The 13,841-nt window shown below is 44.6% G+C and carries 10 protein-coding genes; 4 read left to right on the top strand and 6 right to left on the bottom strand.

What is annotated here, in order from left to right; translation table 11 throughout:
• The first annotated feature begins 9 nt into the window (after window positions 1-9).
• The 3 genes from IQP38_RS23560 (at window position 10) to nspC (ending at window position 5,386) form a co-directional block, all read left to right on the top strand.
• Window positions 10-2,886 (top strand): pyridoxal phosphate-dependent class III aminotransferase, encoded by a 2,877-nt coding sequence (locus IQP38_RS23560; RefSeq protein ID WP_193838087.1) that lies wholly within the window; start codon window positions 10-12, stop codon window positions 2,884-2,886.
• 18 nt (window positions 2,887-2,904) lie between these two features.
• Window positions 2,905-4,149, top strand: a complete 1,245-nt coding sequence (locus IQP38_RS23555; RefSeq protein ID WP_193838086.1) for a carboxynorspermidine synthase — start codon at window positions 2,905-2,907, stop codon at window positions 4,147-4,149.
• Between the two features lie 103 nt (window positions 4,150-4,252).
• Window positions 4,253-5,386, top strand: coding sequence for a carboxynorspermidine decarboxylase (nspC, locus tag IQP38_RS23550; protein WP_053306579.1), 1,134 nt, complete (start codon window positions 4,253-4,255; stop codon window positions 5,384-5,386).
• 77 nt (window positions 5,387-5,463) lie between these two features.
• Here nspC and IQP38_RS23545 read toward each other — a convergent pair whose 3' ends face one another.
• Both IQP38_RS23545 and IQP38_RS23540 read right to left on the bottom strand, forming a co-directional pair.
• Entirely contained in the window at window positions 5,464-5,976 is a 513-nt protein-coding gene (locus IQP38_RS23545) for a glycine cleavage system protein R (RefSeq protein WP_005376814.1), read from the bottom strand.
• 221 nt (window positions 5,977-6,197) lie between these two features.
• Complete coding sequence (locus tag IQP38_RS23540; protein ID WP_005376815.1) at window positions 6,198-7,100, bottom strand: DUF3943 domain-containing protein; 903 nt, start codon at window positions 7,098-7,100, stop codon at window positions 6,198-6,200.
• A gap of 191 nt (window positions 7,101-7,291) precedes the next feature.
• On the opposite strand from IQP38_RS23540, the gene IQP38_RS23535 reads away from it, so the two are divergent.
• Complete coding sequence (locus IQP38_RS23535; protein ID WP_047103272.1) at window positions 7,292-8,524, top strand: CinA family nicotinamide mononucleotide deamidase-related protein; 1,233 nt, start codon at window positions 7,292-7,294, stop codon at window positions 8,522-8,524.
• Between the two features lie 96 nt (window positions 8,525-8,620).
• Here IQP38_RS23535 and yfaE read toward each other — a convergent pair whose 3' ends face one another.
• The 4 genes from yfaE to ubiG all read right to left on the bottom strand — a co-directional run bounded on the left by yfaE (window position 8,621) and on the right by ubiG (window position 13,610).
• A complete protein-coding gene (gene yfaE, locus IQP38_RS23530) occupies window positions 8,621-8,902 on the bottom strand; it encodes a class I ribonucleotide reductase maintenance protein YfaE (RefSeq protein WP_005376817.1) in 282 nt (93 codons plus the stop codon).
• Window positions 8,902-10,035, bottom strand: a complete 1,134-nt coding sequence (gene nrdB / locus IQP38_RS23525) for a class Ia ribonucleoside-diphosphate reductase subunit beta (protein WP_005376818.1) — start codon at window positions 10,033-10,035, stop codon at window positions 8,902-8,904. Before nrdB ends, yfaE begins: the two co-directional genes overlap by 1 nt.
• 83 nt (window positions 10,036-10,118) lie before the next feature.
• A complete protein-coding gene (nrdA, locus tag IQP38_RS23520) occupies window positions 10,119-12,401 on the bottom strand; it encodes a class 1a ribonucleoside-diphosphate reductase subunit alpha (RefSeq protein WP_005376819.1) in 2,283 nt (760 codons plus the stop codon).
• A 501-nt stretch (window positions 12,402-12,902) separates the two neighbouring features.
• A complete protein-coding gene (gene ubiG, locus IQP38_RS23515; RefSeq protein WP_005376820.1) occupies window positions 12,903-13,610 on the bottom strand; it encodes a bifunctional 2-polyprenyl-6-hydroxyphenol methylase/3-demethylubiquinol 3-O-methyltransferase UbiG in 708 nt (235 codons plus the stop codon).
• Between the last annotated feature and the right edge of the window lie 231 nt (window positions 13,611-13,841).

Here is a 13,841-nt window from a genome sequence, read left to right as displayed (position 1 = left end):
TTATGTAGTATGAGCACTGCCTTTGAAGTCGATAGCAATATCGCAAACATTTTTTCGTCTCAGGTTCCTATCGTTGAGGGAACGTATGACTTAACGCCAGATCAAGTATTGATTGATCAGGCTGAGCATGAATCTGAAGTACGTTCTTATCCACGTCGTTTGCCGATCGCAATTAAACAAGCCTTTGGGTGCTTGGTTGAAGATACGCGTGGACAGATCTTTCTAGACTGCCTTGCGGGGGCAGGCACTCTAGCTTTGGGGTATAACCATCCTGAAATAAACCAAGCGCTGAAAGAGCAATTAGATTCAGGACTGCCATATCAGACGCTAGATATTGCAACATCAGCAAAAACGACGTTTATTCAATCTGTTAAGTCTTTTCTTCCTCAAGAGTTAAGCGAGAACAGCGTTATCCAATTTTGTGGCCCGTCTGGAGCTGATGCGGTTGAAGCTGCTATCAAGCTCGCGAAACAGACTACCGGTCGCAACACTATGTTTGCCTTCCGTGGCGCATACCATGGTATGACTAATGGTACGATGGGGATGATGGGTAACTTAGGCACGAAAGCGCGTCGAACTGGTTTGATGTCGGATGTGCACTTTATGCCTTTCCCATACAACCTGCGTTGTCCTTTTGGGCTTAGCGGTGATGAAGGTGCGAAAGCAAGTATTCGCTATATCGATCGTCTTTTAAACGATGATGAGTCAGGCATTATGAAGCCTGCCGCGATTATCGTGGAGCCAGTGCAAGGTGAGGGTGGTGTTGTTCCTGCGCCAGCATTCTGGCTACGAGAGTTACGTCGTATTTGTGATCAGCACGGTATCTTACTGATCTTCGATGAGATCCAGTGTGGTGTTGGTAAAACTGGCTACAATTTCGCGTTCGAAGAGTCGGGCATTGTTCCAGATATTCTGTGTTTATCAAAAGCAATTGGTGGTGGCTTACCAATGTCGCTATTGGTTATCAACAAGCAACATGATACATGGAAGCCGGGCGAGCACACAGGTACATTTCGTGGTAACCAGCTAGCTATGGTCTCTGGTGCGAAAGCATTAGAAATTATCCAGCGTGATAACCTTGTTGAGCATGCCAATATTGCGGGTCAGTACCTGCGTTACGGCCTTGAGAGTATTCAAAAGCGTGTGAACTGTATCGCAGAGGTTCGTGGGAAAGGTTTGATGCTAGGCGTTGAGATTAAAACTCCAAACGGTGAACTCAATAAATTTGGTGAACCTCAAGCGGATAGTGAACTCACACTGTCTATTCAACGCGCAGCACTCGAGCGTGGCTTGATCGTTGAGAAAGGTGGACGCGAAGGCGCAGTAATTCGTTTCCTTCCTCCTCTTATCATCTCGTTTGAACAAATCGACTTTGCTTTACGTGTATTTGAAGACGCGATTTTAGCCGCTGGCGGTAGTCACATCGAAACTCAGCCACAAGATGAATGGAAGAAGCATTTCATCCACACTGGAGAGATGGGCAGCAATGAATTTGCTTCGGTGATGAATCACACTACTACGGCAATGAAGTCAGTGTTTGAACAAGTGACTGCACCGTATTCAGGTATGGATCCAAAAGCATTGGAAGCAGCGATTCACGACGTTGATCTTGATAATGGAAATGCGCCTCTTAAATCCGTTATCGACGATGCTGCTGATCTGGTCGCGAAAAACGCAATTTTTACTCAACATCCAGATTGTATTGCTCACCTGCATACTCCACCGTTGATGCCAGCGATTGCGGCAGAGGCAATGATTGCGGCTTTGAACCAGTCGATGGACTCATGGGATCAAGCTTCATCAGCGACTTATGTTGAACAGAAAGTTGTGAACTGGCTATGCGATAAATATGAGTTAGGTGAAAAAGCGGACGGTATCTTCACGAGCGGCGGCACGCAAAGTAACCAAATGGGTTTGATGCTTGCGCGAGATTGGATTGCTGACAAACTCAGTGCACACTCAATTCAAAAGCTTGGCCTTCCTGAATACGCAGACAAGCTACGTATTGTATGTTCGAAAAAATCCCACTTCACGGTTCAAAAATCAGCGTCTTGGATGGGATTGGGTGAAAAAGCGGTCATGACCGTCGATGCTAATGCCGATGGAACGATGGATGTCACTAAGTTAGACGAAGTTCTCAATCAGGCCAAAGCAGAAGGTTTGATCCCATTTGCCATTGTTGGTACAGCGGGTACAACGGACCACGGTGCTATTGATGACTTAGACTTTATCGCCGATATCGCAGCGAAACATGACATGTGGATGCACGTCGACGGTGCATACGGTGGAGCTCTGATTCTAAGTAGCCAAAAAGCGCGTCTGAAAGGTTGTGAGCGTGCACATTCCATCAGCGTAGACTTCCATAAGCTGTTTTACCAAACCATCAGTTGTGGTGCGCTATTGGTAAATGACAAGTCTAACTTTAAATTCCTGCTTCACCATGCAGACTATTTGAACCGCGAACACGACGAACTACCGAACTTGGTGGATAAGTCTATTGCGACAACTAAGCGTTTTGATGCGCTCAAAGTGTTTATGACGATGCAAAGCGTAGGGCCAAAAGCCCTAGGCGATATGTATGATCATTTGCTTGAACAGACGCTTGAAGTGGCGGACATGATTCGAGATAACAAACACTTTGAGTTGTTGGCTGAACCATCACTATCTACGGTTCTGTTCCGCGCGACAAATGAATCAGCGGAGCTTGATGAACTGAACAAAACGTTGCGCTTAGAAGCGTTAACACGCGGTATCGCGGTATTGGGTGAAACCATTGTCGACGATAAAACTGCATTGAAATTTACGATTTTGAACCCGTGTCTGACGACGGCGGACTTTGAATCTTTGCTCTCAAAAATCAATACGCTAGCGGCAGAGCTAGTTTAACAAAGGTAACGGAAAACTATGGCAATTCTACAGATTGGTGCAGGCGGCGTTGGCTGGGTAGTTGCACATAAAGCAGCACAAAACAACGACGTTCTGGGTGATATCACAATCGCATCACGTACCGTAGGTAAGTGTGAGAAAATCATCGAATCGATTCAGAAGAAAAACAATCTGAAAGATTCAACTAAGAAATTAGAAGCGCGAGCGGTAAACGCGGACGACGTAGATTCTTTAGTTGCTTTAATTAAAGAAGTACAACCTGACTTAGTGATCAACGCAGGTCCTCCTTGGGTGAACATGTCTATTATGGAAGCATGTTACCAAGCTAAAGTGTCATACCTTGATACATCTGTTGCGGTTGATTTGTGCTCTGAAGGCCAACAAGTACCTCAAGCTTACGATTGGCAGTGGGGTTACCGTGAGAAGTTTGAAGAAGCGGGCATTACAGGTATTCTTGGTGCTGGTTTCGATCCGGGCGTAGTATCGGTGTTTGCCGCATACGCAGTGAAGTATCTGTTCGATGAAATCGATACTATCGACGTAATGGATGTAAACGCAGGCGACCACGGTAAGAAGTTCGCAACTAACTTTGATCCAGAAACGAACATGCTTGAGATTCAAGGCGATTCGTTCTACTGGGAAAACGGCGAGTGGAAACAAGTACCTTGTCACTCACGTATGCTTGAGTTTGAATTCCCGAATTGTGGTTCACACAAAGTGTACTCAATGGCGCACGACGAAGTTCGATCTATGCAAGAGTTCATCCCGGCGAAACGCATCGAATTCTGGATGGGCTTTGGTGACCGTTACCTAAACTACTTCAATGTTATGCGCGACATCGGTCTACTCAGCCCAGATCCACTAACGCTTCACGACGGTACGGTTGTTCAACCTTTGCACGTGCTAAAAGCACTACTACCAGATCCAACATCACTCGCACCAGGCTACACTGGCCTAACGTGTATCGGTACTTGGGTTCAAGGTAAGAAAGATGGTAAAGAGCGCAGTGTATTTATTTACAACAACGCTGATCACGAAGTCGCATACGAAGATGTTGAACACCAAGCTATCTCATACACCACTGGCGTACCAGCGATCACTGCGGCTTTGCAGTTCTTCCGTGGCAAGTGGGCAGACAAAGGCGTGTTCAACATGGAACAACTAGATCCAGACCCATTCCTAGAAACCATGCCATCTATTGGTCTAGATTGGCATGTTCAAGAACTGGAGCCAGGACAACCTGTTATCCATAAATTGAAGTAAGAATTTAGCGACTCTTATTTGTACGTTTAAGCCGATGCACTTGCGTCGGCTTTGTTCGATTTTATAGTGCCTTTGCTAAGGCGAAGGGACGTAAGGTATCAAAATGCAACAAAACGAACTAAAAACGCCATACTTCATGATCAATGAAGACAAGCTGATTGAGAACCTAGAGAAAGCAAAACAGCTAAAAGACATCTCTGGTGTGAAGCTTGTATTAGCACTGAAGTGCTTCTCAACATGGGGTGTATTCGACATCATCAAGCCTTACCTAGACGGAACAACAAGTTCTGGCCCGTTTGAAGTGAAGCTTGGCTACGAAACGTTTGGTGGTGAGACACACGCATACAGCGTGGGTTACAGCGAAGATGACGTTCGCGATGTGGCGGACATCTCTGACAAGATGATCTTTAACTCTCAGTCACAGCTAGCGGCTTATCGTCATATTGTCGAAGGTAAAGCATCGATTGGCTTGCGCCTGAACCCTGGTGTGAGCTATGCAGGGCAAGACTTAGCAAACCCAGCGCGTCAATTCTCTCGTCTTGGTGTTCAGGCTGATCACATCAAACCGGAAATTTTTGATGGTATTGATGGCGTAATGTTCCACATGAACTGTGAGAACAAAGACGTGGATGCGTTTATCGGTTTACTCGATGCTATTTCAGCTCAGTTTGGCGAGTACCTAGATAAGCTGGACTGGGTAAGCATGGGTGGCGGCGTGTTCTTCACATGGCCGGGTTATGACATCGAAAAGCTTGGCCTAGCGCTGAAAGCGTTTGCTGAAAAACACGGCGTGCAAATGTACCTAGAACCGGGCGAAGCGATCATTACCAAGACGACTGACCTAGTGGTCACTGTGGTTGATATCGTTGAGAACGTAAAGAAGACGGCGATTGTCGATTCAGCCACAGAAGCTCACCGCTTAGATACGTTGATCTACAATGAGCCAGCGTCAATTCTTGAAGCATCTGAAAATGGTGAACACGAGTATGTGATCGGCTCGTGCTCTTGTTTGGCTGGTGACCAGTTCTGCGTGGCGAACTTCGAACAGCCTCTAGAGATAGGACAGCGTCTGCATATTCTAGATAGTGCCGGTTACACCATGGTGAAACTGAACTGGTTTAACGGTCTACGTATGCCGTCGGTCTACTGTGAACGCTCGAATGGTGACATTCAAAAACTGAATGAATTTGACTACTCTGATTTCAAACGTTCACTGTCTCAGTGGTCAGTGAAATAAAACGTATTGAGTATTAGAACGACAAAGAGCAGCTGAATTGCTGCTCTTTTTATTGGGGAAGCGTTAAAGGTATGCAGTTAGCTTTCTACAATTACACGAGTGTCTTCACTCAGAGATTCTAACTCATTGGCTATGTCTTCAATTTCTAGCTCGCTAGGTAGTTTTATCGCCATTTTAGCGCTGAATAAGCTAGAGCTTACCCCTCCGCCTCCAGCAATGAATACACGCTGACAATCCATATCTAAAATTGAGATACCTTGATTATCGAGAACGTGAGTAATTTCATTCACAATACCCGCTCTATCGTTGGCATCTAAACGAAGTTGGAAGATAGTGTCTTCACGATATGAATGAGGTTCAGAGTCGACGAACCTAACAACAAGAGTCTGACAAGAAGAGAACGCCTGTTTAACGATGTCGGCATTTTCTCTTGGAAGCTCTACTTTGATGACACCTGCAACTTGGTCTTCGATAAAGTTTACTTTGCTGATCAGCCATTTCCCGCCGTTTTCGTGTGTGATTGCAGCGAGCTCTTTAATCGTGGCGGGTGACGCTTGTCCGACAAAATTAACAATAAATACGGTGTTCATAATGTCCCCTCCTGGAATCAAGGTTTGGACGCAGTACGAATAAACGTGCTACTTAAGTTATTGGAATAAATCCTTTTATTTAGTGTAGGTGCTAAGGGCGGGTAATGTTTGATGAAAGTCAATTTTTAACACTAATTCGTGATGCAAATAATTAAAACAATGTTCAGAGCACAAAAAAGCAGCCATCGTAAGGCTGCTTTTTACCGAGTATCAACTTAGGATTAGAAGGTTACTTTTAACTCGACACCATAAAATTGACTGTCATAGTTTGCGCCTGCGTCCATGGCGAATTTTGCAACATCTTGGTTTCCAAACCAAGGTGATGAATTGAATTGTAGTTCTGCACTACCGCCCCATGCATCAGTTACCCAATAATGAATATGTCCAACAGGGTTTAAGAAGAAGAGCGAAACATCACCTGCGGTTTCAGAGCCCATAACTTCGCCGCCGTTTGCAATAATGTCTTGCTCAGCCGTTAACATCATTTCACCAACAACAGCACCAAAGAATGGTGTGATAAAAATATCCTGCCAAGATGGTACTTCTGCGAACGCCTCCACGCCATACTCCCAAAAGAACGTCGACATAGTTGCGGAGTACAAAAACGACTGAAATTCATTATAGCCAGCGTGACGTGCTGCCGTGTAGTAAACGCCGCCAAAATATGGGTGCATGATGTAGTTGAGGACATGTTCATCGCGATCCCAAACGGGGCCGTCAGAGACATTATCTTTCCACTTTTGCCCCAACTTACTCATGTCTCGGTCTTCTTCGTCCCATTTGGTGATACTTTCTGGAAGAAAAGTCATCATGCCTACGGTCGCGATACTGAGACCTAGAATGGTGTAGGTTTGACCCATCAGGTAATCCCAGTCTTTATCTTGAGGGATGATGAGATGTTTAGGCTGAAGCCCTGCGTCAAGGTTTAGCGAATCATCATTATTCTGTTCATACATAACACCGCGATTTTGAGCCTCGAAGGTGTACAGAGTCGTCGTTTCGCAGTAACCTGACAAGCAATCAGGTGTGTAAGAAAACTCTGTATGACGGCTTAGGTCATAGTGACTTGCGTGCGCAAGCGCTGACGAAGCCAAGCAAAGGCCTGTTAGAGTCGTCTTGAACATGGATGATTTTGACACAAAGGTCTCCGAGTTAATGGTGTATGTTCGGGCTCGTAATTATCCCTCAAAACATCAATCATTTAAACACTTGACCCTTATTTAGTCCCAACAAACCTCGGCGAGATTTGTCCAAATAAAAAGAAAAATAAGCGCTATAACGAAAATAGGATTGTGCTTACGTTCAGGAGTCAGTTGTGAAAATAGCAATGCTTAGTACTGGTGAGGAAGTCCTCCACGGTGATATTGTTGATACTAATGCGGCATGGTTGTCTAGCCTGTTTTATCAACATGGATTTGGCTTAACAAAGCGCTCAACGGTTGGTGATAGCCTATCGAGTTTGGTTGAAGAGTTTTTAATGCTCAGCTTTAACAACGATGTGGTTATTGTTAATGGTGGTTTAGGCCCTACAACGGATGACATGAGTGCTGCCGCCGCCGCGAGAGCCGCCGATTGTAAACTGGTGCTATTCAAAGAGTGGTTGCAGCATCTAGAAAGTTTGTATGCTCGACGTGGCATCCCTATGCCGGACAGTAATTTAAAGCAAGCAATGCTGCCAGAAACGGCAGAGATATTGGACAACCCGATAGGCACTGCTTGCGGTTTCAAAATGCTGATTAATGATGCCATTTTTTATTTCACACCGGGTGTACCAAGTGAATTTAAGCTCATGGCAGAGACGCAAATTCTTCCCGATCTGAGAAGAGTGTTTCCCGATGTTCAAGGTTCATGTTGTAGTCGAATCTACACGTTTGGTCTATCTGAATCCGGTATTTCAGATAAGCTAGATCAGCTAAAACTTCCTCAAGGCTATGAGCTAGGGTATCGCTCTTACTTGCCTTTTATTGAAGTGAAACTTTTTGGTCCTTCAGATCAGATTGAACAGCGTTTGAAACTAGTACAGATAATTAATAAACACCTTGAGAGTAATACCGTTAGTATTGACTTACCTATGGTTGAAAATGTCGGCCAGTTGTTGGTCGATAAAGGACTAACGGTGTCGACCTCCGAAAAAAGTAGCGGAGGATACTTAACGTACTGGCTAAACGGCGATGAAAACGCTGAAAAGCAACTAGGGCATGGTTGGATACTACCGAGCCTGACTCAAGCGATGGCCAACAGCGGAGATCCATTAGCAGAGACGTTTGCTCTGGCTGGCGCTACGCGAGAGAAGTGTGGGACGGATTTATCACTCGTTACTGGCCATATTGAAGAGGGTGTTTTTTCCGTCGCTTTATCGACACCGTCAGGCGAGTGGGGAGCATTATATAAACTCTCGAAAAAGTATCAGCGCAATGATCAAGTTAAAGTGATCAGCACGGCAGCACTAGACTTGTTGCGTCGCTACCTAGAACGTAAACCGATGTTTGCGCATTATGCATTTTTAGAGAAAGTTAAAGAGATGCACCTCCCGAGCAGTGCTTTATAACCAAAGCTCTATACAGTAGTCTGAGAGACAAAACACAGAGACAAAAAAGCCAAGGTGATTACCTTGGCTTTTGCATTTTATACCGTCGAGTCAACGTTATGCGCGCTGCTTTTCTTTCATCGCGTAGTTAACGCCGCTAAGTGACAAATCTGATTTTGCTTTACAGATACAAGGTAATATTTCATCACTTTGTGTGTAAGCCATGGCAAAACCAACATACTCCACTTCACCAGACTCCAATTTGCAGCGACAGGCGCCGCAGTGCCCATCACGGCAGTTGTATTCTGGTAATAGGCCAGCTTGCTCCATTGTTTCCAAAATCGTATTGGAAGGGTTGGATTCAATGCTGATCAGTTTGTTGATTTTGAGTGTTGCCATTACAGCTCGAATCCTTCGAAGTCATCTGCGCGAACTTCATTGTCAATTTGACCCACAAGGTAAGAAGAGATTTCTGCTTCTTGAGGCGCAACTTGAACGTTATCTGAAGACAACCAAGCGTTAATCCATGGAATTGGGTTAGTTGTTGCTTCTGGATACGCTGCTGGTAGACCTACCGCTTGCATACGAATATTTGTGATGTATTCAACGTATTGGCTTAGGATGTCTTTGTTTAGACCGATCATAGAGCCATCTTTGAATAGATACTCTGCCCACTCTTTTTCTTGCTCAGCCGCTTCTTTGAATAGGTCAAAACAGTCCTGTTTTGCCTCTTCTGCGATTTGCATGAAAGTGAAGTCATCTTGACCGTTACGTAGCAGGTTGATCATGTGCTGCGTGCCATTTAAGTGAAGTGCTTCGTCACGAGCGATCAGCTTGATGATTTTCGCGTTACCTTCCATTAGTTCGCGTTCTGCGAAAGCGAAAGAACATGCGAAACTTACGTAAAAACGAATAGCTTCTAATGCGTTAACAGACATCAGACAGATGTACAGCTTCTTCTTAAGATCGTACAGACTAACCTTAACCGTTTCACCGTTAAGGACATGCTCACCTTCACCGTAGCGATGGTAATCATTCGTCGCTTGAATCAAATCGTCGTAGTAGTGCGCGATGTCTTTTGCACGCTTCAGAATGTGCTCGTTCTCAACGATATCATCAAACACTACAGCAGGGTCGTTCACGATGTTACGAATAATGTGTGTGTAAGAACGAGAGTGAATCGTTTCAGAGAAAGACCAAGTCTCAATCCAAGTCTCTAGTTCTGGTAGAGACACAAGCGGCAGCAGTGCCACGTTAGGGCTGCGGCCTTGGATAGAGTCAAGAAGCGTTTGGTACTTCAAGTTAGAGATGAAGATGTGCTTCTCGTGATCTGGCAGTTTGTTGTAATCGATACGGTCGCTAGATACGTCTACTTCTTCTGGACGCCAGAAGAAAGAAAGTTGTTTCTCGATAAGTTTTTCGAAAATCTCAAACTTTTGTTGGTCGTAACGTGCAACGTTTACTGATTGACCTAGGAACATTGGTTCCTTCAATTGGTCATTCTTTTTTTGGTTAAAAGTACTGTAAGCCATAATGCCTCAATTCCTTTTAAACCTCCCCGTAAGGGGGAGGTTATCGATAGTCTGTCTTTACGGGTTCGCTAGGTACGGGAAGATTAAATCTTACAACCGCCGCCAGCACAATCGTCATCTTGTGGTTGAACAGCGTCTTTCTGTTCATCTTTCGCGCCATCACGAGTGTTGTGGTAGTAAAGCGTTTTCACACCAAACTTATACGCTGTTAGCAGGTCTTGAAGTAGTTTCTTCATTGGAACCTTGCCAGTCTCGTAACGTGACGGGTCGTAGTTAGTATTAGCAGAGATAGCTTGGTCAACAAACTTCTGCATAATACCCACAAGGTGCAGATAACCGTCGTTCGAACCGATATTCCAAAGCAGTTCATAGCTGTCTTTAAGTTCTGTGAACTCTGGTACAACTTGCTTCAGGATACCGTCTTTCGAAGCTTTTACTGAAACGTAACCACGTGGTGGCTCAATACCGTTAGTTGCGTTTGAAATCTGAGAAGAAGTCTCAGAAGGCATTAGTGCAGTCAGTGTTGAGTTACGTAGGCCGTGCTCCATAATTTCTTTACGTAGGCTGTCCCAGTCGTAGTGCAGCGCTTCGTCACAAATTAGGTCGATATCTTTCTTATACGTATCAATCGGCAGTAAGCCTTTCGCGTAGTTCGTCTCGTCGAATGAAGGACACTTACCTTGTTCTTTCGCCAGTGCTACAGATGCTTTCAATAGGTAGTACTGCATTGCTTCGAACGTACGGTGAGTTAGGCCGTTCGCGCTACCGTCAGAGTATTTCACGCCATTCTTCGCTAAGTAGTAAGCAAAGTTAATCACACCAACACCTAGCGTACGACGGTTCATAGTCGATTTGTATGCCGCTGGTAGAGGGTAATCTTGGTAATCAAGCAGTGCATCTAACGCACGAACAACAAGATCGGATAGCTCTTCGAAATCATCTAGAGACTTGATAGCACCTAAGTTGAATGCAGAAAGCGTACACAGTGCGATCTCGCCTGAGTCATCTTCAACGTTAGTTAATGGTTTCGTTGGCAGTGCGATTTCTAAACATAGGTTCGACTGACGAACTGGAGCGACTTCAGAATCAAATGGGCTGTGAGTATTACAATGGTCCACGTTCTGGATGTAGATACGACCCGTTGATGCACGCTCTTGCATTAGCAGAGTGAACATTTCAATCGCTTTAACCGTTTCTTTCTTGATTGAAGGATCGTTCTCGTACTTCACGTATAGACGCTCAAACTCTTCTTGGTTTTCGAAGAATGCGTCGTACAGACCAGGTACATCAGATGGTGAGAATAGCGTAATATTGCCGCCTTCAACTAAACGTTGGTACATCAGTTTGTTTAACTGAACACCGTAGTCCATGTGACGAACACGGTTTTCTTCAACACCACGGTTGTTCTTAAGTACCATTAGTGAGCGTGCTTCACCGTGCCACATTGGGTAGAACACAGTAGCTGCGCCACCACGTACACCACCTTGTGAACAACATTTTACTGCTGTTTGGAAGTACTTGTAGAACGGAATACAACCAGTGTGGAATGCTTCACCACCGCGAATCTCTGAGCCTAATGCACGGATACGACCTGCGTTGATACCAATACCAGCGCGCTGAGATACATAACGAACAATTGAGCTTGCTGTTGCGTTAATAGAATCAAGACTGTCTCCACACTCGATCAGAACACATGAGCTGAACTGGCGAGTAGGGGTACGCACGCCAGACATAATTGGCGTAGGTAGAGAAATCTTAAATGTCGATGTCGCATCGTAGAAACGTTTGATGTAATCAAGACGTGTCGCTTTTGGATATTTCGCAAATAAGCACGCTGCTACAAGGATGTATAAGAACTGAGCACTTTCGTAAATTTGGCCCGTAACACGGTTCTGTACGAAGTACTTACCCTCTAGCTGCTTAACTGCCGCGTATGAGAAGTTTAGGTCGCGTTTATGGTCGAGGTACGCATCAAGTTCGTCGAGTTCTGCTTTTGTGTAGTCTTCTAGAATATGTTGATCGTACTTACCCATATCGACGAGGCGAGACACGTGATCATAAAGCGTTGGTGGCTCGTATTGGCCATACGCTTTTTTACGCAGATGGAATACCGCTAGGCGAGCAGCTAGGTATTGGTAATCCGGAGTCTCTTCAGAGATCAGGTCTGCCGCAGACTTGATGATTGTCTCGTGAATATCTGTCGTTGTGATGCCGTCGTAAAACTGGATGTGAGCGCGAAGTTCTACTTGAGAAACCGAAACATTATCTAGACCTTCTGCAGCCCAAGTGATAACGCGGTGGATTTTATCCAGATCGATACTTTCTTTACGGCCATCACGCTTGGTGACGGTAAGTTGTTGGTTCATTCTGCTTTATTTCCCTAAGAAAACTGATAAAAGCCGTATTTTTGTTTGTTTATGTGCAATATGAGTAAAGCTTGCGGCGGCTTTGTGATCAAAGTCTATCTATATATTGTCGCTTAAACACAACATATAGGGGTTCATTTGTTTGCGGGTTACAAGATAGTGCTATTACACTGATTTATCAAGGTACAGTTCGGGGATGACTTGTGGATAACTGACAAAATGAAAAAAATCAGTAAGTGAACACTAACCGATGAGAAAAGGGCAGACTTGAATGGTTAAAAGTACGGTTTCGAGATCGGTTTAGAAATAACCGCATGCAAAAATATTTTCCTTGATCTTTGGCCGTTTTTATCTACGAAAAATGGCTTGGTCAAAATGGAATCTAGAGCACGAATTTTAGCCATAAAAAGACAAAAAAAGCGGCAACTTTGTGCTACCGCTTCCGATTCATTTTCTTTAAAAAATGTCAATCACAAAACTCATTTTTTAACTTAATAGCGTTCAGTATTTTTTAGTATGAACGATGTAGTTTACATCTACATTACGACCGAGTTTGTAGCTGTCATTTAGAGGGTTGTAATGAAGCCCAGTAATGCCCATTTCCGTCAAGTCAGTTTGGTCTATCATCTTCATCATTTCGGCTGGCTTGATAAACTTATCGTGCTCATGAGTGCCTTCAGGAACAATCTTAAGAAGCTTCTCAGCACCGACAATAGCAAATAAGTACGACTTAATGTTTCGGTTCAAAGTTGAGAAAAACACGTGACCACCGGGTTTGACTAGCGCAGCACAAGAGCGGATAACGGAGAGAGGATCTGGAACGTGTTCAAGCATCTCCATACAAGTCACGACATCGTAAGTTCCTGCGTTTTCTATAGCGTGGTCTTCTATTGTGCTCTGAATGTAGGTCAGTTGAGTACCTGTTTCTAATGCATGTAGTCGCGCGACTTCTAATGGTTCTTTACCCATATCAAGCCCCGTCACAATAGCGCCTTCTTTTGCCATGCTTTCAGCAAGAATGCCACCACCACAGCCGACATCAAGTGCGCGCTTGCCAAACAAGCCATTTGCTTTTTCAAGTACATAGTTCAAACGAAGTGGGTTAATTTGATGAAGTGGCTTAAACTCGCCTTCTAAATCCCACCATCGAGAAGCCATGTCCTCGAATTTCTTAATTTCACTTGGGTCGACGTTTTGTGCTTTAGTCATAATTGGTTTTATTGCATTCAATCTGAGTCCTTTAGAGGGCGCCAGTATACTCCAACGTTTTACACCCAAACAACCTCGATGTGCTTAGTTAAGGGACAATGACAGAGTTCACTGGCGCGGCAATCGAGACAGGTGCCTGTAATTTGTAAAGCGCTAACTATTGTTTTTGCTTCATCCTTGAACTGGTGCCAGTGACAATAACTCTAAAACCTGCATTTTCGCGTTGTGTGG

The sequence above is a fragment of the Vibrio sp. OPT41 genome (assembly GCF_015163595.1).
In the GTDB taxonomy this organism is placed as follows: domain Bacteria; phylum Pseudomonadota; class Gammaproteobacteria; order Enterobacterales; family Vibrionaceae; genus Vibrio; species Vibrio alginolyticus.
The sequence above is the reverse complement of the archived record's forward strand: the minus strand, read 5'-3'. Positions and strand labels throughout refer to the sequence as shown.

Excerpts from the sequence above, each read along its gene's own strand:
- IQP38_RS23560 (WP_193838087.1), top strand. The coding sequence starts at position 10 with ATGAGCACTGCCTTTGAAGTCGATAGCAATATCGCAAACATTTTTTCG.
- IQP38_RS23555 (WP_193838086.1), top strand. The coding sequence starts at position 2,905 with ATGGCAATTCTACAGATTGGTGCAGGCGGCGTTGGCTGGGTAGTTGCA.
- nspC (WP_053306579.1), top strand. The coding sequence starts at position 4,253 with ATGCAACAAAACGAACTAAAAACGCCATACTTCATGATCAATGAAGAC.
- IQP38_RS23545 (WP_005376814.1), bottom strand. The coding sequence starts at position 5,976 with ATGAACACCGTATTTATTGTTAATTTTGTCGGACAAGCGTCACCCGCC.
- IQP38_RS23540 (WP_005376815.1), bottom strand. The coding sequence starts at position 7,100 with ATGTTCAAGACGACTCTAACAGGCCTTTGCTTGGCTTCGTCAGCGCTT.
- yfaE (WP_005376817.1), bottom strand. The coding sequence starts at position 8,902 with ATGGCAACACTCAAAATCAACAAACTGATCAGCATTGAATCCAACCCT.
- nrdB (WP_005376818.1), bottom strand. The coding sequence starts at position 10,035 with ATGGCTTACAGTACTTTTAACCAAAAAAAGAATGACCAATTGAAGGAA.
- nrdA (WP_005376819.1), bottom strand. The coding sequence starts at position 12,401 with ATGAACCAACAACTTACCGTCACCAAGCGTGATGGCCGTAAAGAAAGT.
- ubiG (WP_005376820.1), bottom strand. The coding sequence starts at position 13,610 with ATGACTAAAGCACAAAACGTCGACCCAAGTGAAATTAAGAAATTCGAG.